At 39.8% G+C, this 23,889-nt stretch carries 15 protein-coding genes; 12 read left to right on the top strand and 3 right to left on the bottom strand.

Annotated features, from left to right (window positions below):
• The first annotated feature begins 89 nt into the window (after nt 1-89).
• Entirely contained in the window at nt 90-2,675 is a 2,586-nt protein-coding gene (locus tag ZA05_RS12420; RefSeq protein ID WP_053992011.1) for a phosphoenolpyruvate carboxylase, read from the top strand.
• An 80-nt stretch (nt 2,676-2,755) separates the two neighbouring features.
• Here ZA05_RS12420 and ZA05_RS12425 read toward each other — a convergent pair whose 3' ends face one another.
• The 3 genes from ZA05_RS12425 to ZA05_RS12435 are packed head-to-tail and all read right to left on the bottom strand — an operon-like array spanning nt 2,756 to nt 5,431.
• Nucleotides 2,756-3,979: an ammonium transporter gene (locus ZA05_RS12425; RefSeq protein ID WP_053992012.1), complete on the bottom strand. Its 1,224-nt coding sequence runs from the start codon at nt 3,977-3,979 to the stop codon at nt 2,756-2,758.
• A 26-nt stretch (nt 3,980-4,005) separates the two neighbouring features.
• Nucleotides 4,006-4,344, bottom strand: coding sequence for a P-II family nitrogen regulator (locus ZA05_RS12430; RefSeq protein WP_053992013.1), 339 nt, complete (start codon nt 4,342-4,344; stop codon nt 4,006-4,008).
• Nucleotides 4,345-4,384: 40 nt separating this feature from the next.
• The gene (locus ZA05_RS12435; RefSeq protein ID WP_053992014.1) at nt 4,385-5,431 is read right to left on the bottom strand and encodes a porin; all 1,047 of its coding nucleotides are present in this window, start codon (nt 5,429-5,431) and stop codon (nt 4,385-4,387) included.
• A gap of 439 nt (nt 5,432-5,870) precedes the next feature.
• Here ZA05_RS12435 and gltB point away from each other — a divergent pair, with 439 nt between their 5' ends.
• The 11 genes from gltB (at nt 5,871) to argC (ending at nt 23,887) form a co-directional block, all read left to right on the top strand.
• Entirely contained in the window at nt 5,871-10,376 is a 4,506-nt protein-coding gene (gltB, locus tag ZA05_RS12440; RefSeq protein ID WP_053992015.1) for a glutamate synthase large subunit, read from the top strand.
• A 4-nt stretch (nt 10,377-10,380) separates the two neighbouring features.
• Nucleotides 10,381-11,847, top strand: a complete 1,467-nt coding sequence (locus tag ZA05_RS12445) for a glutamate synthase subunit beta (protein WP_053992016.1) — start codon at nt 10,381-10,383, stop codon at nt 11,845-11,847.
• A gap of 355 nt (nt 11,848-12,202) precedes the next feature.
• Entirely contained in the window at nt 12,203-13,882 is a 1,680-nt protein-coding gene (gene ilvD / locus ZA05_RS12450) for a dihydroxy-acid dehydratase (RefSeq protein WP_053992017.1), read from the top strand.
• A 36-nt stretch (nt 13,883-13,918) separates the two neighbouring features.
• Entirely contained in the window at nt 13,919-15,652 is a 1,734-nt protein-coding gene (gene ilvB / locus ZA05_RS12455; RefSeq protein ID WP_053992018.1) for a biosynthetic-type acetolactate synthase large subunit, read from the top strand.
• Between the two features lie 2 nt (nt 15,653-15,654).
• Nucleotides 15,655-16,185, top strand: coding sequence for an acetolactate synthase small subunit (gene ilvN / locus ZA05_RS12460; protein WP_053978493.1), 531 nt, complete (start codon nt 15,655-15,657; stop codon nt 16,183-16,185).
• Nucleotides 16,186-16,198: 13 nt separating this feature from the next.
• Nucleotides 16,199-17,698: a ketol-acid reductoisomerase gene (gene ilvC, locus ZA05_RS12465; RefSeq protein WP_053992019.1), complete on the top strand. Its 1,500-nt coding sequence runs from the start codon at nt 16,199-16,201 to the stop codon at nt 17,696-17,698.
• A gap of 26 nt (nt 17,699-17,724) precedes the next feature.
• Complete coding sequence (gene ilvA / locus ZA05_RS12470) at nt 17,725-18,990, top strand: threonine ammonia-lyase IlvA (RefSeq protein WP_053992020.1); 1,266 nt, start codon at nt 17,725-17,727, stop codon at nt 18,988-18,990.
• A gap of 84 nt (nt 18,991-19,074) precedes the next feature.
• Entirely contained in the window at nt 19,075-20,667 is a 1,593-nt protein-coding gene (locus ZA05_RS12475; RefSeq protein ID WP_053992021.1) for an NADP-dependent glyceraldehyde-3-phosphate dehydrogenase, read from the top strand.
• 447 nt (nt 20,668-21,114) lie between these two features.
• Nucleotides 21,115-21,726 carry a GNAT family N-acetyltransferase gene (locus ZA05_RS12480; protein ID WP_053992022.1) on the top strand — a complete coding sequence of 204 codons (612 nt, stop codon included), beginning with the start codon at nt 21,115-21,117 and terminating at the stop codon, nt 21,724-21,726.
• Nucleotides 21,726-22,913 carry an argininosuccinate synthase gene (locus ZA05_RS12485; RefSeq protein WP_053992023.1) on the top strand — a complete coding sequence of 396 codons (1,188 nt, stop codon included), beginning with the start codon at nt 21,726-21,728 and terminating at the stop codon, nt 22,911-22,913. The genes ZA05_RS12480 and ZA05_RS12485 overlap by 1 nt, the downstream gene beginning before the upstream one ends.
• Nucleotides 22,910-23,887, top strand: a complete 978-nt coding sequence (gene argC, locus ZA05_RS12490; RefSeq protein ID WP_053992024.1) for an N-acetyl-gamma-glutamyl-phosphate reductase — start codon at nt 22,910-22,912, stop codon at nt 23,885-23,887. Before ZA05_RS12485 ends, argC begins: the two co-directional genes overlap by 4 nt.
• Nucleotides 23,888-23,889 lie beyond the last annotated feature (2 nt).

Below are 23,889 nucleotides of genomic sequence, written 5' to 3' on the forward strand. Positions count from 1 at the left end.
AACTGATAATTCTGTATTTCTTCTTAAAACTTATGACTTTTCAGGAAGCTTGAGTAATTTTATATCTTCACTCTTACGAGAAAAATTATATGGGAACACAACCAAAATTAACACGATTTAATCAGGAAGTATTGTCTAAATATCAAATATACAACAGTATATTCATGACCTTACCTTTTGATACCATTTCCAAAACTGGAGTTTTACTGCCACTGTTTCATGAAACCTGTAAGAAGGGGTTTGAAAAGGGGGACGATCCAACCACGATTGTCGATACCTTTTTTTCCAAATATCAAGCAAGGCGTAGCAAGGAAAGTCAAATAAATTTACTGTTCCGCTTTATTCAATATATCGAGCGTCAAGTAGTGCTGTTCGATGCTATTGAAGACGCAGCTTTCCCAACTGTAAATAACATGGATGGGATAGGAACCTTGAGAAGTTTGAAGGAGGCTGTAACTTCCGATGGGAATTTGGAAATGTTGCGACAGTATTTGGAAGAATTTAAAGTGCGCATTGTGCTTACGGCACACCCTACCCAGTTTTATCCAGGAGCTGTATTAGGTATCATTACAGATCTTACGGAGGCTATTCAAAACAATGATCTGTTATTGATCAATGACCTTTTGGCTCAGTTGGGGAAAACACCATTTTTTAAGCATACCAAACCAACTCCTTACGATGAGGCCATTAGTTTGATTTGGTATTTGGAAAATGTGTTTTATTATTCCTTTGGGACCATTTATGATTATATCCAACAGAATATTTTCGAAGGAAAGCATATAGACAATGATATTGTCAATTTAGGTTTTTGGCCCGGAGGCGATAGGGACGGAAATCCTTTTGTAACTCCTGAAATTACTCTGAAGGTGGCCAGTAGGTTGAAAATGACCATCCTTAAAAATTACTACAAAAGTGTTAGGGAACTAAGAAGACGCTTGACGTTCCGTGATGTTGAAGAACGGGTAGCAGCTTTGGAAACTCAGCTGTATAATGCCTTTATTGATGTGCATGCAAAAGATAATGTTACACTAGAGCATTTTAAATCTGAACTGCAGTTTATTCTTAAAACCATCAAAGAGAAGCACCAGTCGCTTTATTATAAGGAAGTGAATAGCTTGTTGAATAAAGTGCATTTGTTTGGGTTTCATTTTGCGACTTTGGACATCAGACAGGACAGCCGAGCCCACGACAAGGTGTTTACGGCTATGGTAGATACGCTAATTGAAAGCGGAAGCGACATCTTTCCTAAAAACTATAATGAGCTCTCAGAATCCGAACAAGTGAAAATTCTTTCCGAAGTAAAAGGAAAGGTTGATTTGTCTTTGATAAAGGATGAAGAAGTGCTTAAGGCTTTGAATACAATTAAAGCGATTAAGGAAATTCAGGATCATAATGGTGAGCGGGCTGCCAATAGATACATCATTAGTAACAATCAAACAACCTTGAATGTAATGCAGTTGTTTGCTATGCTTAAGTTGGTGGCGTTCCAAGATGATTTGACTGTGGATATAGGGCCGTTGTTTGAAACGATTACCGATTTAGAAAATGCACACTTGGTAATGGAGGAGCTTTATACCAACCCTGCGTATAAGGCGCATTTAAAGTCTAGAGGAAATAGGCAAACCATTATGTTAGGGTTTTCAGATGGAACCAAGGATGGAGGATACCTAATGGCGAACTGGGCTATTTTCAAGGCAAAGGAAAGGCTTACCGAAGTGTCTCGCAAATATGATGTAACGGTAATCTTTTTTGATGGACGTGGTGGACCGCCAGCTAGAGGAGGTGGTAAAACGCATCAGTTTTATGCGTCTTTGGGGCCAACCATTGAAGATAAGGAAGTGCAGTTGACCATTCAGGGGCAAACTATTAGTTCTAATTTTGGAACTTTAGATTCGTCACAATACAACATGGAGCAATTGATAAGTTCTGGAATTTACAATCAGTTGCATGCTGATGTTAACCGTATGTCTCCAGATAATGTTAAGGTTATGGACGATTTGGCGAATACCAGTCTTGAAACCTATATGGACTTTAAGGGACACCCTATGTTTATCCCCTATTTGGAGCGCATGAGTACCTTGAAGTACTATGCGAAGACCAATATTGGAAGTCGTCCGTCCAAACGTGGAAAATCTGATAAACTCATTTTTTCAGACTTGAGAGCGATTCCATTTGTGGGGTCTTGGAGTCAATTGAAACAAAACGTGCCAGGATTTTTTGGAGTTGGTACAGCGCTGAAAAAATATGAGGATTCGGGGGAATTTGATAAAGTGAAGCATTTGTATAAAAGCTCTAATTTCTTCAGAACCTTAATAGCCAATAGTATGATGTCTCTGTCTAAGTCCTTTTTCGATTTGACGAAGTATATGGCCGATGACCCTGAGTTTGGTGAGTTTTGGAAAATCATCTATACCGAATATGAAACAACTAAGCGTTTATTGTTGAAGTTGACAGATTCTAAAGTGTTGATGGAAGATGAGCCTGCAGGAAAAGCTTCAATAGAGGTTAGGGAATCCATTGTATTGCCATTGTTGACCATTCAGCAATATGCATTGAAGAAAATCCAAGAGCTTGAAAAAGCTGAAGTGCGGGATGAAGAGCAGATAGAGATTTTTGAGAAAATTGTAACGCGTTCGCTTTTTGGAAATATCAATGCCAGTAGAAATTCGGCTTAGATTTGAATATATTTTGAAAAAGAAAACCCTCGAAATGTAATTGTCTTCGAGGGTTTTTTATATATGCAAAGTTAAATTAGTTAATCATTATAAGCATTCATTCCATGTTCTGTTATGTCAAGACCTTTTATTTCATCTTGCTCAGGAACTCTCAATCCTATTGTTTTCTTAAGGATGAATAGTACAATGAAAGTAGCTACAATGGCCCAAGCTCCAATACTGAAAACACCTATGGCCTGAACTCCTAATTGTTTAAAACCACCACCATAGAACAAACCTCCATCGGTTGCAAATACACCTACCAATAAAGTTCCGAAAGCTCCCACTACTCCATGTACAGAAATGGCTCCAACAGGATCGTCTATTTTTAATTTTTTATCAATAAACTCAATGGAAAGTACAACTAGAAAACCTGAAAGAATCCCTATGATAGCTGCTCCTCCTGGGGACACTGCGGCACATCCTGCAGTAATTCCTACTAAACCAGCTAAAGCGCCATTTAAAGTCATGGATAAATCTGGTTTTCCATACTTGGCCCAGGTCAAAAATAAGGCTGTAACGGCACCTCCTGCAGCGGCCAAATTAGTTGTGATTACAATATTGGCAACATTGTTGGCACTTCCTCCAGAAATGGCAAGCTCAGATCCAGGGTTAAACCCAAACCATCCTAACCAAAGAATAAATACACCCAGTGCGCCATACATCATGTTGTGACCAAGGATAGCATTGGATTTACCTCCGGTGTATTTCCCTATTCTTGGTCCTATCAGAGCAGCGGCAACCAATCCTGCCCAGCCACCAACAGAGTGAACCACAGTGGATCCTGCAAAATCAATAAATCCTAATTCGGTAAGCCATCCGTCTCCTTGCCATACCCAATGTCCTGAAATAGGATAGATAATTGTGGTCATGATCAGGGAGAAGATAATGTAGGTTGAGAATCTTGTACGTTCGGCAACGGCTCCAGAAACAATTGTTGCTGCAGTTGCACAGAATACAGTTTGGAAAAACAAGTTGTGCATATCTCCTGGGGTGTTGTAAAATAACGAAGGGGTTCCAATGAATTTTGCGATAGAATCACCATACATGATTGTATATCCTATAGCCCAAAAACCTAGGGATCCAATACAAAGGTCCATGAGGTTTTTCATGACAATATTAATGGTGTTTTTGGATCTTGTAAAACCTGCCTCAACCAAGGAGAAGCCAGCTTGCATAAAAAATACAAAGATACCGGCAACGAGAATCCAAAAAATATCTAGAACACCATTTATTTCTGTTATTTGGTTTGTTAATTCTTCCATGTTAATTATTTGTTTTCTTAATTAGTTTATTTTAAAGTTTCTCCTCCTTTTTCACCGGTGCGAATTCTGTAACATTCTTTTATGTCCGAAACGAAAACCTTTCCATCTCCAACATCTCCAGTTTTTGCAGATTCAATGATTGTTTTTACAGTGATGTCCTCAAAATCGTCATTCACCACGATAGAAAGGTAGCTTCGTTTAATGTCGCTGGTACTGTAACTGATGCTGCGATATACATGGCCTTCTTTTTCGTTACCAAGGCCAGTAACATCCCAATACGAGAAAAAATTAACTCCAACACTGTGCAGAGCTTCTTTTACTTCTGAAAATTTGGATTTTCTAATGATTGCTTCAATTTTCTTCATTATTAGATAGTTTATTATTTATAAAATGTTTCGCAGATTTTTAGAATGCGTAGATGGCGGCCAAAAGAAATGAGCTTAGACTTTTCTTAGGGTCCAAGTCATTATTCATAAAGGCATCGTCTGAAGCGCTGTCGATACGAAATTCAGGTTTGATTATTAAGCTGTTAATGGTGTAGCTGCCTGTAACAGTGGCTGCAAATACACTGGAGTCTTCCATGCCTGTTCCAATAGCTCCAAAATAGCCGTCTTCAAGGAAATATTCCCCTCTAAATCCAATAGTGAAGTTGTCACTTGTGGCAAATTGAGGGTATAGGGCAACTCCGGCAAAACCAATATCATCATTATTATAATAGGCGGCGTTGATGCCTAAAAAGAAACTGCTGGAAATATCGAAACCTCCAGTATAGTCAATTTCAAAAGCACCATCGTCTGTAAGGAAGTTTAGGTATTGTCCTTTAAAGCCAAGTTGGGCGCCAAAGGCGTATTTGCCTGTTGGATTAAATTCAGTAAAGTCTGTTGGGTTCATTACGGCTAGCATCAAACTAAAGTCATCTGTAAGTGAGAAGTCTGCTTTTAGTCCTGTGTGGCTAAATGGTCCCCAAGAAAATAGGTAGGATGTACTATAGTTAAAATTGGCTACGGGTGAAATAACTTCATAACCTAGGAAGGTGTTGAAGTTTCCAAAAGTAAGAGTAATATTATCGGAAACATTCCAGTAGGCATATAGTTGATTAATAATGTCTCCTGATGCAGAATACATCGGGGAGTTGAATATGGCATCCGTGCCTCTCGGGCCAAAAACCAAGTCGGCTACAAAACCTACTTTTTCGCCTTCATAGGCGGCAACAACATTGGCCATGCCAAGGGCAAATCCAGGCAGGTTAGCGAATGAAGAGCCTGGAGCGACAATAGTGCCATCTTCAAGTTCTTTGTTAGGACCGTTAAAATTAACCCTGTAATAAGCGTCAATACTTCCGCTCAAGGAAAATTTCTTTTTGTCTTCTGAATCACTTTTTGGGGCTTCTTCTTGGGCGCTCAATTGGCAAATTGCCATTAAGAGCAGGGAAAGGGTAAAAAGTTTTTTCATACAAAATTGTTTTGGTTAATTGATATCTAAAACTATGTAAAAACTATTTATACCCTATAAAAAATAGGGGTTAAATCAGTATTTTTATCATTTATTTAGTTTTTGCCCTATTATAATTAGGGGTTGTAGGTGTATTTTTATTTTTTTTAAGAATTTTCTAATTGGCTAAATGCTGAAATCTTAAAAAAACAGAGGTAAAAATGAGGTTAACGCATGTTAGTTTATAAAATTTTGAGTTCTTTTTAATTAAAATTGCTTTTTTGTAGTAAAACTGTATTGAGTAAATTTTAATAATTTCAGGTACTAATTGTGTAATTCTAATTATACGGGCTCTAATTTGATGAAATCATAATAATGCTAAGTGTTTTATTATTAATGTGTTTTTCTCTTCTATATTAGTAAATCCAACTCTAACGATTTACATTAAAATTTAAAGGTTATGCTGAAGAAACAGGGGCTGTATTTGCCAGAATTTGAACATGATAATTGTGGCGCAGGATTTATATGTAGTTTAAAAGGAATCAAGTCCAATGACATTATTCATAAGGCACTTCAGATACTCGAGAAACTAGAGCATCGCGGTGCTGTAAGTGCCGATGGAAAGACTGGTGATGGCGCTGGAATTTTGGTAGATATTCCACATGAGTTTTTTGTGGCAAACTGTAAATTTAAGTTGCCAAAGGAACGGGAGTATGCTGTTAGTAATGTGTTTTTGCCCAAAAAGGAAAATCAGCGCAAATTTTGTATTTCAGTTTTGGAAAAGCATGTCGAAGAACAGGGGCTCAAAGTGTTGGGATGGCGGGATGTGCCGGTGGATGAGTCTGTGCTTGGTGAAATTGCCGCCGTAACCCAGCCATATGTGAAACAGATATTTATAGGTAAAGGTGATAAGAATCAAGGTGATTTTCACTTTAATGTAAAACTGTTTATTGCCCGAAAAAAGACGGAGCACGAAATAATCGGCTCCAAGATTTCTGAAAGCGCATTTTTCTATCTGCCTAGTTTGTCCACTAAGGTCATTATATATAAAGGACTTTTAATTCCTGAGGACATCAAATTGTTCTATAAAGATTTGAACGACCCTTTATTGGTGACTCGTTTGGCATTGGTGCACCAGCGTTTTTCAACCAATACATTCCCAACTTGGGATTTGGCACAACCTTTTAGGTATATGTGCCATAATGGTGAGATCAATACTTTAAGAGGGAATATTTCCCGGATGTATTCTAGGGAAGAATTGATGGAAAGTGAATTGTTTGGGGAAGAAATCAAAAAAATCCTGCCTATTGTACTTCCTGGAAAATCGGATTCGGCTTCTATGGATATGGTAGTGGAGTTGTTGTTGATGACAGGGCGTTCCTTGCCAGAGGTTATGATGATGTTGGTGCCGGAGGCATGGGAGAAAAACCCTGAAATGTCCGATAGTAAAAAAGCGTTTTACGAATATAATTCTTGTTTGATGGAGCCTTGGGACGGACCTGCATCCATACCTTTTACAGATGGTGATTATATAGGAGCTGTTCTGGATAGAAATGGCTTGCGTCCGTCACGGTATTCGGTGACCAAAGACGGTTATGTTATCATGTCCTCGGAAATCGGGGTTATTGAAATTGAACCTAAAAATGTAGAGCATCACGGGCGTTTGGAGCCGGGTAAAATGTTCTTGGTGAATATGAAGGAGGGGAGGATTGTGAATGACGAAGAGATTAAAGAACGTATTGCGGCCATGCACCCTTACCGCAAATGGATAGATAATAATTTGGTTCAATTACGGGACATCCCATACAATGATTGTCCAGTGTTTTTCAATGAAGAGCCATTGGATAAGCGTAAAGTGGTGTTTGGGTATACTCAGGAGGATATCAATACCATTATTTTACCAATGGCAAAAAACAGTAAGGAGCCCATTGGCTCTATGGGGAGTGATACACCCTTGGCGGTGCTTTCTGAGCGTCCGCAATTAATTTATAATTATTTCAAGCAGTTGTTCGCGCAGGTTACCAATCCGCCTTTGGATGGAATTCGCGAAGAATTGATTACAGATATTAGTCTCACTTTGGGGAGTGATTCCAATATTTTTGAAATTGACGAAAAGCACTGTCAAAAACTGAAAATCCAAAATCCGGTGATTTCCAAACAGGATTTGGATAAAATAAAAAGTTATAAAAATCCTCATTTTAAGGTGGAACAAATTCCAATGTTGTATGATGTTAGTAAAGGTCATAATGGTTTGGAAGATGCCTTGGAGGATATTTTGAAGGAAGCTGCAAAATGTATTGAGGAAGGAACGAATATCATCATTCTTTCCGATAGAAATACCAGTGAAGTGAAAGCGCCTATCCCAGCGCTTTTAGCCTGCTCCTATGTGAATAGCGGACTATATAAATTAGGAAAACGTTCCCAAACGAGCATCATAGTAGAATCTGCCGAACCTCGAGAGGTACATCATTTTGCAATGTTATTTAGTTATGGGGCCAGTGCCATCAATCCCTATATGGTAAATGAAATTATTGAAGATCAAATAGAAGATTTGAATGATTCTTCAATTGATCCTTTACAGGCCATCAATAACTATAACAAAGCCGTTGGAAAAGGGATTTTGAAGGTGATGAACAAAATTGGAATTTCTACACTGAATTCTTACAGAGGATCACAACTGTTTGAATGTATTGGCATTAATACAGATGTGGTTGAGAAGTACTTCCCGAAAACTGCTACCAGAATTCAAGGTGTGGATTTGCACCAATTGGAAAAAGAAATCAACAAACGTTATCAAAAAGCTTATCTAAGTAAACATATTGCGGCTAACCTTGATTTGGAAATTGGAGGTCAATATCGTTGGAGAAGAAATGGTGAACTGCATTTATTCAACCCGTTGTCGGTAGCGAAGCTCCAAGAGGCTGTTAGAAGTAATAAACCCAAGACATACGAAGAGTATTCTAGGATAATTAACGATCAGTCCAAGCATTTAATGACCATTAGGGGCTTGTTTGAATTTGCTAATTACGATCCAATTCCATTGGAAGAAGTAGAGCCTTGGACTAATATTGTGAAGCGTTTCAAGACAGGGGCCATGTCCTATGGTTCTATTAGTAAGGAGGCGCATGAAAACTTGGCCATTGCCATGAACCGTATTGGGGGTAAAAGTAATTCCGGTGAAGGTGGAGAAAATGAAGAGCGTTTCTATAAAGATGTCAATGGCGACTGGAAGAACAGTGCTATCAAGCAAGTGGCCTCAGGTCGCTTTGGAGTAACCTCCAATTATTTGACTAATGCCCAAGAGATTCAGATAAAAATGGCGCAAGGGGCCAAACCCGGAGAAGGCGGGCAATTGCCTGGGCCAAAAGTGAATCCTGAAATTGCCAAAACCAGAAACTCAACGCCGTATGTTGGGTTGATTTCCCCGCCACCACATCACGATATTTATTCCATTGAAGATTTGTCGCAATTGATTTATGATTTGAAATCCGCGAATCGTGAAGCGCGTATCAATGTAAAATTGGTGTCGGAAGTTGGTGTGGGTACCGTAGCTGCGGGTGTTGCCAAGGCAAAAGCAGACGTGGTATTGATTTCTGGCTACGATGGAGGAACTGGGGCGTCCCCGTTAACTTCCCTGAAACATGCGGGACTCCCGTGGGAATTAGGGCTTGCTGAAACTCAACAGACTTTGGTGATGAATGACCTGCGCAACAGAATTGTTGTGGAGTGTGATGGGCAGTTGAAAACCGGAAGAGATGTCGCGATAGCTTGTTTACTTGGAGCCGAAGAGTTTGGATTTGCAACCGCTCCTTTGGTGGCTTCTGGTTGTATCATGATGCGTGTGTGCCATTTAAATACATGTCCGGTGGGCATTGCCACCCAAAATCCAGAATTACGCAAAAAATTCAAAGGAAAGCCAGAGCATGTGGTCAACTTTATGTATTTCGTGGCTCAAGAGCTTCGGGAGATTATGGCGAAGCTAGGCTTTAGAACGGTAGATGAAATGGTGGGAAGAGTGGAAAAATTGGATAGAAATAAAGCTATTGATTACTATAAAGCTCATGGCATCGATTTATCTCCTATTCTGCATAAAGTAGAAGTTGAAGAGGGGACCAAGCTGTATAATACCTGTAAGCAAGATCATCATTTGGAAAAATCATTGGATTTCGAAATTATCAGTCAGGCGCACCCTGCCTTGTTCCGAAAGGAGAAAACCATCTTGGATTTTAAAATAACCAATGAAGATCGAGCAGTTGGAGCTATATTGAGTAATGAAATTTCAAGGATTTACGGAGCTCAAGGCTTACCGGAAAATACCTTAAAAATTAACTTTAAAGGCTCTGCGGGTCAGAGTTTTGGTGCGTTTGCAACCAATGGCTTGAGTTTGATTGTGACCGGAAATACCAATGATTATATAGGGAAGGGGCTTTCTGGAGCCAAATTGGTGGTGAAAGTGCCGGATGAAGCAACCATCGTCCCTGAGGAAAACGTGATTGTTGGAAATGTGGCCTTTTATGGGGCTACTTCCGGTGAGGCGTATATCAACGGAAAAGCGGGAGAGCGTTTTTGTGTGAGAAATTCAGGAGTTAAAACGGTTGTAGAAGGTATTGGTGATCATGGTTGTGAATATATGACTGGGGGAATTGCCGTAATACTAGGCGAGGTAGGTCGAAATTTTGGAGCCGGTATGAGTGGAGGAATTGCTTATGTATACGATAAGAATGCAACGTTTGTCAAGCATTGTAATACTGAAGGCTTGAATTTGGATCCCGTGGTAATCCCTGAAGACGTTCAAGAATTGAAGCGTTTGATTGAAAATCATTACAATGCTACCCAGAGTTCTTTGGCACAGCGTATTTTGGAACATTGGGAGCGCGAATTGCCTAAATTTATTAAGGTGCTGCCTGAGGAATACAGACAGGCATTGATACGATTGGAAAATGAAAATAACCTTGTAACGAAATAGGATTATGGGAAAGATTACCGGATTTATGGAATTTGAAAGGGAGGTTGAAAAATATACCGATGTTGAGGATCGGGTTAAAAACTATAAAGAATTTACAATTCCTCTAGCGGAGGATATGTTGAGAAATCAAGGGGCACGTTGTATGGATTGCGGTATCCCGTTTTGCCACAGTGGTTGCCCATTGGGGAATTTAATCCCCGATTTCAATGATAATGTTTATAAAGGGAAATGGAAAGAAGCGGCAAGGATATTGCATGCTACTAACAATTTTCCTGAATTTACAGGGCGCTTATGTCCTGCGCCATGTGAGGAAGCTTGCGTGTTGGGAATCAATGAGGATCCTGTAACGATTGAAAATATTGAAAAGAATATTGTGGAAACTGCTTTTCGTGAAGGTTGGATTGTGGCCAATCCACCTGAAGTACGAACAGGGCAAAGTGTGGCGGTAATTGGTTCTGGGCCATCAGGATTAGCGGCGGCCCAACAGTTGAACAGAGCTGGGCATAACGTAACGGTTTTTGAGCGGGATGCTAAAGTGGGTGGTTTACTTCGTTATGGGATTCCGGATTTTAAATTGGAGAAATCAATCATTGACAGAAGGATTGCCATTTTGGAAGAGGAAGGCATCAGTTTTAAGGTGAATGCCCATGTAGGAGAAAATGTAAGTGTGGAAACCCTAAAAGATGAGTTTGATGCCATTCTATTGTGTAACGGTGCTACTGAGAGACGTGGTATTCCTATAAAAGGGGCGCATTTAAAAGGGGTGCATCAGGCTATGGAATTTTTAAAAATGAACAATCAGTACGTTGATGGGGAGTTGGAGTTTGATGACATTTTGAGTGCTAAAGATAAAAATGTGATTGTTATTGGTGGTGGAGATACGGGGTCCGATTGTATTGGGACATCCAATAGGCATGGTGCAAAATCCGTTGTTAATTTTGAAATATTGAGTAAGCCTTCAGTTGGTAGACCGGCTAATCGGCCTTGGCCTTATTGGCCAATGAAGTTGAAAACAAGCTCTTCCCACCAAGAAGGAGTGGAGCGTTTTTTTAGTATTTCAACCAAAGAGTTTTTAGGGGATAAAAACGGAAACTTAAAAGGTCTTAAAACGGTTGAGGTAGAATGGATTTTTAAAGATGGTGAACGTCCTCAGTTAAAAGAAATTCCGGATACAGAAAAAAAATGGGACTGCGATTTGGTGCTGTTGGCCCTTGGATTCACAGGACCTGAAAAAACTTTGGTGGAACAATTTGGTTTGGACACCGATTTTAGAAGTAATATTCAGGCTACGGTTTCCGATTATAAAACCAATGTACCTGGAATATTTGCGGCAGGTGATTCCCGTAGAGGGCAATCTTTAATTGTTTGGGCGATTTCAGAAGGAAGACAAGCGGCCCATCATATTGACAAGTATTTAATGGGGGCTACCGATCTGCCGTTAAAGGATGATAACGATTTGCCTAGGGTTTAAGAAATAAGCCTAAAAGCTTGGATTCCTGTTGAATATTATTGATATTTGATGAACATCATGAATAGAAACGTATTACATATCATTTCCATTATTATCATCGCGATTATTTCGCGGAGGTAGGGAATGCTGTGTTGTCAATATTTAAAGTCAAAGCCTTCCCAAATGGGAAGGCTTTTTTTATGGGGAAAATTAAGGCTTTGAACATCATATTGTAAAGAGTTTAAATGACTGTAAATCAATGAGTTAAATTATATTTGATACACTTGAGTTTAGCCTTGGGTTGCAATCGAAAAAATAACATACAACACAAACTTTTAATTTAGAACTAATTATTGAGAGAAGTATAATAATAGGAATGAATAAACTTAATAAATACAGTAAAACAGTAACTCAGGATCCTACCCAACCGGCGGCTCAAGCAATGTTGCACGCCATAGGATTGACGAATGAAGACTTTTTTAAGCCAATTATTGGCATTGCAAGTACCGGCTATGAAGGTAACCCTTGTAATATGCATTTAAATGATTTGGCAAAATTGGTGAAGCAAGGAACCCAGAACGAAGATGTGGTTGGTTTGATATTCAATACCATTGGGGTGAGCGATGGAATTTCCATGGGAACTCCAGGGATGAGATATTCTTTGCCTTCAAGAGATATCATTGCCGATTCCATGGAAACGGTAGTTCAAGCGATGAGTTATGATGGATTGGTGACAGTCGTAGGTTGTGATAAAAATATGCCTGGAGCTTTAATGGCCATGATTCGATTGAATCGTCCTTCCATTTTGGTTTATGGAGGAACTATCGATTCTGGATGCCATAATGGTAAGAAGTTGGATGTGGTCTCTGCTTTTGAGGCTTGGGGAAGTAAAGTGGCGGGAACCATGACCGAAACAGAATATCAAAGTATTGTGGAAAAGGCCTGTCCGGGGGCTGGTGCCTGCGGAGGTATGTATACAGCCAACACCATGGCTTCGGCTATTGAAGCCTTGGGGATGTCGCTTCCATATAATTCTTCCAACCCTGCCTTGAGTAAGGAGAAAAAAGATGAATCGATTAGAGCAGGTGAGGCCATGCGTTTGCTGTTGGAAAAGGATATTAAACCTTCGGATATCATTACCAAAAAGTCTCTTGAGAATGCCATAAGGTTGGTGACCATTCTTGGAGGTTCTACTAATGCGGTGCTGCATTTCTTGGCAATTGCTAGAGCAGCCCGGATAGAATTCACACTAGAGGACTTTCAGAAAATTAGTGATAACACGCCGTTTTTGGCCGATTTGAAGCCTAGCGGAAAATATTTGATGGAAGATGTGCATGCGGTGGGCGGTATCCCGGCCGTGTTAAAATATTTATTGAAAAAAGGATTGCTGCATGGGGATTGTTTGACGGTAACAGGAAAAACGCTTGCAGAAAATCTTTTGGACGTACCAGATTTATCTCCCGATCAAGATGTCATCAAATCTTTGGAAAGTCCTATAAAAATTTCAGGACACTTACGTATGCTTTATGGCAATTTGGCTTCGGAAGGTAGTGTAGCCAAGATTACCGGGAAAGAAGGACTGAGTTTTGTTGGGAAAGCCAAGGTGTTTGATGGGGAATATGCTGCCAATGATGGGATTCGAGACGGTAAGGTTGAAAAAGGCGATGTGGTGGTGATTCGGTATGAAGGTCCTAAAGGAGGTCCTGGAATGCCCGAAATGTTGAAACCAACGGCTGCTATTATCGGTGCTGGATTGGGTAAAGATGTTGCCTTGATTACCGATGGAAGATTTTCGGGTGGAACCCATGGTTTTGTAGTGGGGCATATCACACCAGAAGCTCAAGAGGGTGGGAATATCGCTTTAGTGAAAGACGGTGATTTAATCACTATAGATGCTGAAACTAATGCCATTATGTTGGAAGTTTCGGAAGAAGAATTGCAAGAAAGAAGAAAACAATGGAAGGCGCCTAAATTAAAGTTTGATAGAGGGGTGCTGTATAAATATGCAAGAACCGTATCGTCTGCTTCCAAAGGATGTGTGACCGATGAATTTTAGTTTCCATGCGGGTCTTTTTTAACATGAGTTGAGACTATGAATACAGAAACATTGAAAGAACAAAAAGTAACTGTAGCAACTACGGAGCGCATTTCGGGCTGTGAAGCCATTGTGCGCTGTTTGTTGGAGGAAGGTGTAGATACCATTTATGGCTATCCTGGAGGGGCGATTATGCCTGTGTATGATGAATTATATAAATACAGAGGCCAACTGCATCATGTCTTGACGAGGCATGAGCAGGGCGCTGCCCATGCGGCTCAAGGTTATGCGCGCATTTCGGGAAAGGTTGGTGTTGCCATGGCGACCTCGGGTCCAGGCGCTACCAACTTGATTACCGGCATTGCAGATGCACAAATTGATTCTACGCCTATGGTGTGCATTACGGGGCAGGTGGCTTCGCATTTGTTGGGAAGTGATGCCTTTCAGGAAACTGATATTATAGGAATTTCAACGCCTGTGACCAAATGGAATCATCAAGTCACGAGAGCGGAAGACATTCCTGAGGTCTTGGCTAAAGCGTTTTACATCGCCAGAAGCGGGCGTCCAGGGCCGGTATTGATTGATATTACCAAGGATGCACAATTCGAGAAATTTGATTTTAAGTATAAAAAATGTACTGGAATAAGAAGTTATACACCGATTCCAAAAATGGATTTGGAAAAGGTGAAAGCTGCCGCTGAATTGATCAATTCAGCAAAAAAACCAATGATTGTTTGGGGACAAGGGGTAATCCTTGGTCAAGCAGAAGAGGAGTTTAAGGCTGTTGTTGAAAAGTCAGGTGTTCCTTCGGCGTGGACTATTTTGGGAGCTTCTGCCATTCCTACGGATCATCCATTAAATGTTGGAATGGTGGGAATGCATGGCAATTATGCACCCAACAAATTAACCAATGAATGTGATGTATTGATTGCAATAGGGATGCGTTTCGATGATCGTGTTACCGGTAACTTGGCTACTTATGCAAAACAGGCTAAGGTCATTCATTTTGAAATTGATCCTGCGGAAGTGGACAAGAACGTTAAAACAGATATTGCTGTTTTGGGAAATGCCAAAGAAACTTTGGCGGCTTTACTTCCTTTATTGGATCAAAAGAATCATGAGCAGTGGCATGACGAGTTTAAAAAGCTACACGTTGTGGAGTTTGAAAAGGTGATAAAAAAAGATTTGTATCCTACTAAGGAAGGGTTGACGATGGGAGAGGTGTTGAAAGAAATTAATGAGCAGAGTAAAGGAGATGCTGCAATAGTAAGTGATGTAGGGCAACATCAAATGATTGCCTGTCGTTATGCGAAATTCAATAAATCCAAAAGCAATATTACTTCAGGCGGTTTGGGAACCATGGGGTTTGCACTACCTGCGGCTATTGGTGCTAAAATGGCTGCACCCGAAAGGGAAGTGGTGGCCATTATTGGAGATGGAGGCTTTCAAATGACCATTCAGGAGCTGGGAACCATATTTCAGCAGCGTTTACCTGTAAAAATTGTGGTATTGAACAACGAGTTTTTAGGCATGGTAAGACAGTGGCAGCAATTGTTTTTTGATAAGCGCTATGCTTCCACGGAGATGATCAACCCTGATTTTGTCTCCATTGCAAAAGGCTATTATATAGAAGCTAAAAAAGTCACTAAGCGAGAAGGGTTAAAGGATGCAGTTGCTGAAATGATGGGCAGCGAAGGGCCTTATTTCTTGGAGGTTTGTGTGGAAAAAGAGGATAATGTATTCCCGATGATTCCTACGGGAGCTTCAGTGTCGGACGTAAGATTAAGTTAATTATGGAAAAAACAATTCATACATATACAGTTTCAATTTATACCGAAAACAACATTGGCTTGCTCAACAGGATTTCGGCCATTTTTCAACGAAGACATGTCAATATTGAAAGTATTGTCTCTTCGGTATCTGAAATTAAGGGGGTGTCTCGATGGACTATAGTGGTCAAAGTTTCAGAAGAGCAAATCAAGAAAATTGTTGGGCAAATTGAAAAGCAGGTAGAGGTTATTAAGGCTTATTACCATAAGGATGAAGATACCATTTATCAGGAATCCTGTTTGTTCAAAATCAAATCAGATTTACTATTTGAGGAGCGCGAAATCCAAAATATTATCAAGGACAGCGGCGCCAATATTGTGACCGTGAACAAGAAATTTTTTGTACTAGAAAAATCTGGAAGGCGCAATGAAATTGAGGAAATATACAACCAATTAATTCCTTTTGGAATCATGCAATTTGTCCGTTCAGGAAGGATTGCCGTAACCAAAGACGAAATGAAAATATCAGAAATGCTAGCAGCATTCAGCAATTAAAACATATAAAGCAATGTCAAATTATTTTAACACACTTTCATTAAGAAAACAATTAGAGCAATTAGGAAAATGTCGTTTTATGGATGCCTCGGAATTTGAGGATGGCATAAACGTTTTAAAAGATAAAAAAGTAGTGATTGTGGGCTGTGGAGCTCAGGGATTGAATCAAGGATTGAACATGAGAGATTCCGGGTTGGATATTTCTTATGCCTTAAGACCGCAAGCAATTGCTGAAAAGCGTGCTTCGTATAAACAGGCTGTGGAAAATGGATTTACCGTAGGAACTTATGAAGAGCTCATTCCAGATGCCGATTTGGTCTTGAACCTAACACCTGATAAACAGCATACCAATGTAGTGAATGGGGTGATGCCATTGATGAAGGAAGGAGCAACCTTGTCGTATTCACATGGATTTAATATTGTTGAAGAAGGCACTCAGGTGCGTAAAGATCTTACCGTAATTATGGTGGCGCCAAAATGTCCGGGAACTGAAGTTCGTGAGGAATACAAAAGAGGATTTGGTGTGCCAACACTTATTGCAGTGCATCCTGAAAATGATCCTGAAGGAAAAGGCTTGGCTCAGGCAAAGGCTTATGCCGTGGCTACTGGGGGGCATCGTGCTGGGGTTTTGGAATCTTCCTTTGTTGCTGAGGTAAAGAGTGATTTAATGGGAGAGCAAACCATCTTGTGCGGCGTACTGCAAACAGGTTCTATTTTATGTTTTGATAAAATGGTTGAGGAAGGTGTTGATGAGGAATATGCAGCAAAATTGATTCAGTATGGTTGGGAAACCATAACGGAAGCATTGAAACACGGTGGAATTACCAATATGATGGACCGACTTTCCAATCCAGCCAAAATTGAAGCTTACAGGTTGTCTGAAGAATTGAAAACCATCATGAAGCCTTTGTTTGAAAGGCATATGGATGATATTATTTCTGGAGAATTCTCGAAAACCATGATGGAAGATTGGGCTAATGATGACGTAAATCTTTTGAAATGGAGAGCAGCCACAGCTGAAACAAATTTTGAGAAAACATCATTAACACCTAATCATATTTCAGAACAAGAATACTTTGATCATGGTACTTTAATGGTGGCTTTTGTAAAGTCTGGGGTTGAGTTGGCATATGAAACTATGGTGAGTGCCGGTATTATTGCAGATTCTGCGTATTACGAGTCTTTGCATGAATTGCCATTGATAGCCAATACCATTGCGAGAAAGAAATTGTATGAAATGAACCGTGTGATTTCAGATACTGCTGAGTATGGTTGTTACTTGTTTGACCATGCAGCAAAACCTCTGCTAAAAGGGTTTATGGAAACCGTTTCAGTGAATGTGGTAGGGAAAGCATTTTCAAAATCCAATGCGGTTGATAATTTAGAACTAATTGTCGTTAATGACGTAATTAGAAATCATCCGATAGAAACGGTTGGTAAAAGGTTGAGAAGTGCCATGACGGCCATGAAAGTGATAAAGACAGCGGAAGTCAATGAAGCAGTGTTGTCTTAAGTAGAATGTAAGCAGAAATTAAAAGTATGGAAAATACAACCACAACCTATTTCCCAACATTGGAAGCGGTAAAAGCGGCGGCAGATAAATTGCAATCTGTTGTCCATCACACGCCGCTTACTTCCAATATGTTTTATTCAAGGGAATTCAGGAGCGATATATTATTCAAAAGAGAGGATTTACAGTTGGTACGTTCCTATAAAATTAGGGGGGCTTACAATAAAATGGCGCAACTCAAGGATTCTGAAATTGAAAACGGGGTGGTTTGTGCAAGTGCTGGTAACCATGCTCAGGGAGTCGCCTTGTCCTGCAGATTGTTGAAAATTAAAGGGAGCATTTTTATGCCGGCTCCTACACCAAAGCAGAAAATCGATCAGGTTAAAATGTTTGGTGAAGATTATATTGAAGTGGTGTTGGAAGGCGATACTTTTGATGATGCCTACGCTGCGGCAATCCAAGAACAGGAGCAGTCGAACAAAACATTTATACATCCTTTTGATGATGAAAAAGTCATTGAAGGACAGGCTACCGTTGGTTTGGAAATCATTCAACAGGCAAAAGAACCGATAGATTATGTGTTTGTGCCTATTGGTGGTGGTGGATTGGCTTCAGGTTTGTCAAGCGTTTTTAAGGAATTGTCACCAAATGCCAAAATCATTGGTGTAGAGCCAGAAGGCGCGCCTTCAATGTCGGTTTCCTTACGGAACAATAAAAATACCAAGCTTAAACATATTGAGAATTTTGTGGATGGAGCTGCTGTTAAAAAAGTCGGGGATAAAACCTTTGAAATCTGTCGGCAGAATTTGGATGACGTTATCACAGTTCCAGAGGGGAAAATTTGTCAAACCATTTTGGAACTCTACAATAAAGAAGCCATTGTAGTGGAGCCTGCAGGCGCCTTGAGTATTGCTGCTCTCAGTTTTTATGCCGATAAAATAAAAGGTAAAAATGTAGTATGCGTGGTGAGTGGAAGTAATAACGATATCACCCGTATGGCCGAAATTAAGGAGCGCGCCTTGTTATATTCAAATTTGAAGCATTATTTCATTGTGAAATTCCCTCAAAGGGCAGGAGCGCTTAAGGAATTTGTGGTAGATATTTTAGGGCCTGGCGATGACATTACGCACTTTGAGTACACTAAAAAATCCAATCGTGATAATGGTTCGGCAGTTGTGGGGATTGAGTTGAAATCTCCTCAGGATTTGGAGCCCTTGATTACCAAGATGAAACTGCATAAATTCTATGGCGATTACCTCAATAACAAACCGGATTTATTTCAGTTTTTAGTATAGCTTAAATAGCTTTTAAGTAATGCTTGGAAGAGTACTTTATTGTATCTTTATGCAAAGCATTCTTCACTAAAAAACTATTATATTATGACGTCTACGTTTACAGAAATTCCAAAACAGTATCAAATTAAAAATCTCGTACATCAAAACACATATTTGGTAGGGGGCGAGTTAAAAAAATGGAATGGTGAAACGTCAAATGTGTATTCTACCATTTCTTCCACCGAAGATTATCAACCTACCTTATTGGGGAGTATCCCAACCTTAGGAAAAACGGAGGCTTTGGAAGCTCTTGATGCGGCTTGCGATGCTTATGGAAAAGGACAGGGCTTGTGGCCAACCATGAAAGTTGCCAATCGCGTTGCCTGTATGGAAAAATTTGTTGAGCAAATGAAAACCAAGCGAGATGAGGTAGTTAAATTATTGATGTGGGAGATTGGAAAGAATTTACCGGATTCCCAAAAGGAATTTGATAGAACCGTAGAGTATATCTATGATACTATTGAAGATTACAAGCAAATGGATCGGGATAGTGCCAAGTTTGAAAAGCACGATGGCGTTCATGCCCATATTCGTCGTGGGCCTTTGGGAATCGTGTTGTGTTTGGGTCCGTATAATTATCCGTTGAATGAAACTTTTGCTTTGTTGATTCCCGCAATCATGATGGGAAATACCACTATATTTAAGCCAGCCAAGCATGGGGTTTTGTTATTGTCGCCACTCTTGGAGGCGTTTCAAAATAGTTTTCCGAAAGGGGTGGTGAACATCCTTTATGGGCGTGGCCGTACGGTGGCAACGCCTATTATGGAAACGGGCCGAATTGATGTATTGGCCTTGATAGGCAACAGCAAATCGGCAAATGCACTGCAAAGCCATCACCCAAGACAAAACAGATTACGATTGGTATTGGGTTTGGAGGCTAAAAACCCGGCAATTATTTTGAAGGATGCGGATTTGGATTTGGCCATTTCAGAATGTATTTCAGGGACTCTGTCTTTTAACGGACAACGTTGTACTGCATTAAAAGTAGTGTACGTGCATGAAGACATTGTGGGGGAATTCAATAGACGTTTTTCTGAAAAAGTGGATGCTCTTAATTATGGAAATCCATGGGATAAGGGAGCACAGTTAACTCCGCTTCCGGAACCAGGTAAACCGGAGTATATTCAAGAGCTTATTGATGATGCCGTAAATAAAGGTGCTGAAATTGTCAATGCCAAGGGAGGTGAAACCACCGATAACTATATTTTTCCTGCCGTGCTCTACCCTATAAACAAAGAAATGAGAGTTTTTCAGGAGGAACAATTTGGTCCGGTAATTCCAGTGCTTTCCTTTAAAGATATTGAAGAGCCAATGGATGATATTGCCGATTCCAACTATGGACAGCAGGTAAGCTTGTTTGGTAGTGATGTGAAAACTCTGGCGCCGCTTATCGATACCTTGGTGAATTTGGTGTGCCGTGTGAATTTGAACAGTTCTTGCCAAAGAGGGCCAGATGTATATCCATTTACAGGTAGAAAGGATTCTGCAGTAGGAACATTGAGTGTGCACGATGCGCTTCGTTCGTTTTCCATAAGGACTTTTGTGGCCTCTAAGGATAACGACTATAACAATGCGATTTTGAACAATTTGCTGGACTCCAAAGCTTCCAATTTTGTGAGTACAGACTATATTCTTTAATGCTTTGTGAAAAAGATTCTGTCCCTTTTTAGGGATGGAATCTTCATAATATTTGCCCCTTTCGCTTAAAAAAATCATAATAATTATTAAAAACTAATGGGCAAATGAATTCTGTATTAAATAATGTTATAAATTTGTGGCATGCAAAAATTAAAAAATAATAATGATGTAATTGGTCGCTGTTTGCTGTATAGCAAACCCCGCCGTGTTTAGTGGTATTCTACATTTAAGTCATTAAGCATACATTCATTTATTATTTTTTAAAATTGAAAAAAACAGCACAAATAACATTCTTTAAAACTTCTATTACTGCTTTCCGCAGCAGTCTTAGGCTACGTGTTGTTTTTAACCGCCGCCCGTAAGGGTGTGGTCCTATCTTGGAATTTTAGGTGAGTCCGATTCCGTTTTCAAAACATTTATTTAATATTTTTAATAAAAAGAAAGGCAATGAAGATTGTTATAGCAGATAAATCTCATGCGGTTTACGCAACGTTAATAGCCGAAACTATTTCAGAATCAGCGAAGGTTCGCGGTACAGGTATTGCAAAGCGAACCCCAGAATATATCATTACCAAAATGGAAAATGGTAATGCCGTAATTGCTTTGGACGAGGATAAATTTGTAGGGTTTTGTTATATCGAGGCCTGGGGCCACGGTAAGTTTGTAGCCAATTCCGGTTTAATTGTCCATCCTGATTATAGAGGGCATGGCATGGCAAAAAAAATTAAAGCAAAGATTTTTGAGCATTCCAGGACCAAATTCCCAGACGCAAAAGTATTTAGTATCACCACAGGTTTGGCTGTTATGAAAATGAACAGTGAACTGGGCTATAAACCTGTGACCTTTTCTGAATTGACGGACGACCAAACCTTTTGGAATGGTTGCCAAACTTGTAAAAACTACGATGTGTTACAGCGAACAGAGCAAAAAATGTGCTTGTGTACAGGGATGTTGTATGATCCCAAAAAGCAAGTAGAGGAAAAAAAGCAGATTAAAACAAAGGTATATAAAAGGTTAAAGAGCATTAAGGAGAACCTGTTTTTAAAAAAGGAGAAATAATGAGTAAGAAGTTAGTAATTGCGTACAGTGGCGGATTGGATACGTCCTACTGTGCAGTAAGTTTGTCAAAGGCGGGCTATGATGTGCATGCCGTAAGTGTGAATACGGGAGGTTTTACAAAGGAAGAAATAGCGCACATTGAAGCCAATGCCTATAAAATGGGAGTGTCTACCTATAAAAATATTGATGCCATTGCCACCTTTTATAATAAGGTTGTAAAATATCTTGTGTTCGGAAATGTGTTAAAAAACAATAGCTACCCTCTTTCTGTGAGTGCCGAAAGAATTATTCAGGCTATTGAAATCATTGAATATGCCAAATCCATAGGGGCTAAATATATTGCTCATGGAAGTACAGGGGCAGGAAACGACCAAGTGCGTTTTGACATGATTTTCCAAACTTTGGCTCCAGAAATTGAAATCATTACACCTATCAGGGACCAAAAACTATCAAGACAGGAAGAAATCGATTACCTAAAAAGTAATGGTATTGAAATGTCTTGGGAAAAAGCGAAATATTCGGTAAATAAAGGGCTTTGGGGGACGAGTGTTGGTGGCGAGGAAACCTTAACATCAGGCAAGCCTTTGCCAGAGCACGCCTATCCTTCGCAGTTGCAAAAAGAAGGAGATGAAAAAGTAATTCTGACGTTTACAAAAGGGGAGTTGACTGCCGTAAATGGAAAAGAAAATACGCCTGAAAAGAATATTCAAATATTGAATGATTTGGCGGCGCCTTTCGCCATAGGAAGAGACATTCACGTTGGAGATACCATTGTAGGAATCAAGGGGCGTGTAGGATTTGAAGCTGCAGCGGCCTTAATTACCATTAAGGCTCATCATTTGTTGGAAAAGCACACTTTGACCAAATGGCAGTTACAACATAAAGAGTATTTGACAAGTTTTTATGGGATGCATTTGCATGAAGGACAGTATTTGGACCCAGTGATGAGAAACATTGAAGCTTTTTTGGAAAGCAGTCAAGAGCAAGTCTCTGGAGATGTTACTGTAAGTTTGAAACCATATCACTTTACCTTGGACGGTATTGAATCTGCTCATGATTTAATGAATGCCAAGTTTGGAAGTTACGGAGAAATGAACAAGGGATGGACTGCCGATGATGCCAAAGGATTTATCAAAATCTTTGGTAACCAGAACAAAATCTATCGCCAAGTAAATTCAGAATCATGATTAGAACTGGAATTATTGGTGGCGCAGGGTATACAGCAGGAGAACTCATTAGATTGCTGTTGAACCATTCGGAAACCAAAATCGATTTTATTTATAGTACATCCAATGCAGGCAACCCTGTAAGTGCCGTTCACCAAGATTTGTTGGGCACCACGGATTTGAAGTTTTCAAGCACCATCAATCCTGAAGTAGATGTGCTGTTCTTGTGTTTGGGGCATGGGAATTCTAAGGCGTTTTTGGAAAATAATCAGTTTGCTGATCATACAAAGATTATTGATTTAAGTAATGATTTTAGATTGGAAGCCGACAAGACCTTTCATGGGAAAACCTTTGTGTACGGACTTCCAGAATTGAACAAGGCAGACATTAGAAAAGCTGATTATATTGCGAATCCAGGATGTTTTGCTACGGCCATTCAATTGGCTTTGTTGCCTTTGGCTAGTGCAGGGAAATTGCATGATGATGTGCATGTAAATGCCGTAACAGGGGCTACTGGAGCAGGAACATCTCTGTCCGATACCACACATTTTACATGGAGAGACAACAACTTTTCATATTATAAGCCTTTTACACATCAACATTTGGGAGAAATCAACCAGTCGGTAAAACAACTGCAATCAAGTTTTGATTCCAATATTTTGTTTATGCCTAACAGAGGGGATTTTTCAAGAGGAATTTTCGCTACGGCCTACACCAAATTTGATGGTGATTTGGAAGAAGCTAAGGAGCTGTATGAAGCCTGTTATAAGGACGATGCCTTTACTTTCGTATCCCAAAATCCATTGCACCTAAAGCAGGTAGTAAATACCAATAATTGTTTTGTGCATTTGCACAAGCATGATGGAATGCTGTTGGTAACAAGTATCATTGATAATTTGCTGAAAGGAGCTTCCGGTCAGGCAATCCAGAATATGAACTTGATGCATGGATTTTTTGAGACCGAAGGATTGAATTTAAAAGCGAATTATTTTTAAAC

This window comes from Mangrovimonas sp. TPBH4 (assembly GCF_001280505.1).
In the GTDB taxonomy this organism is placed as follows: Bacteria; Bacteroidota; Bacteroidia; order Flavobacteriales; family Flavobacteriaceae; genus Mangrovimonas_A.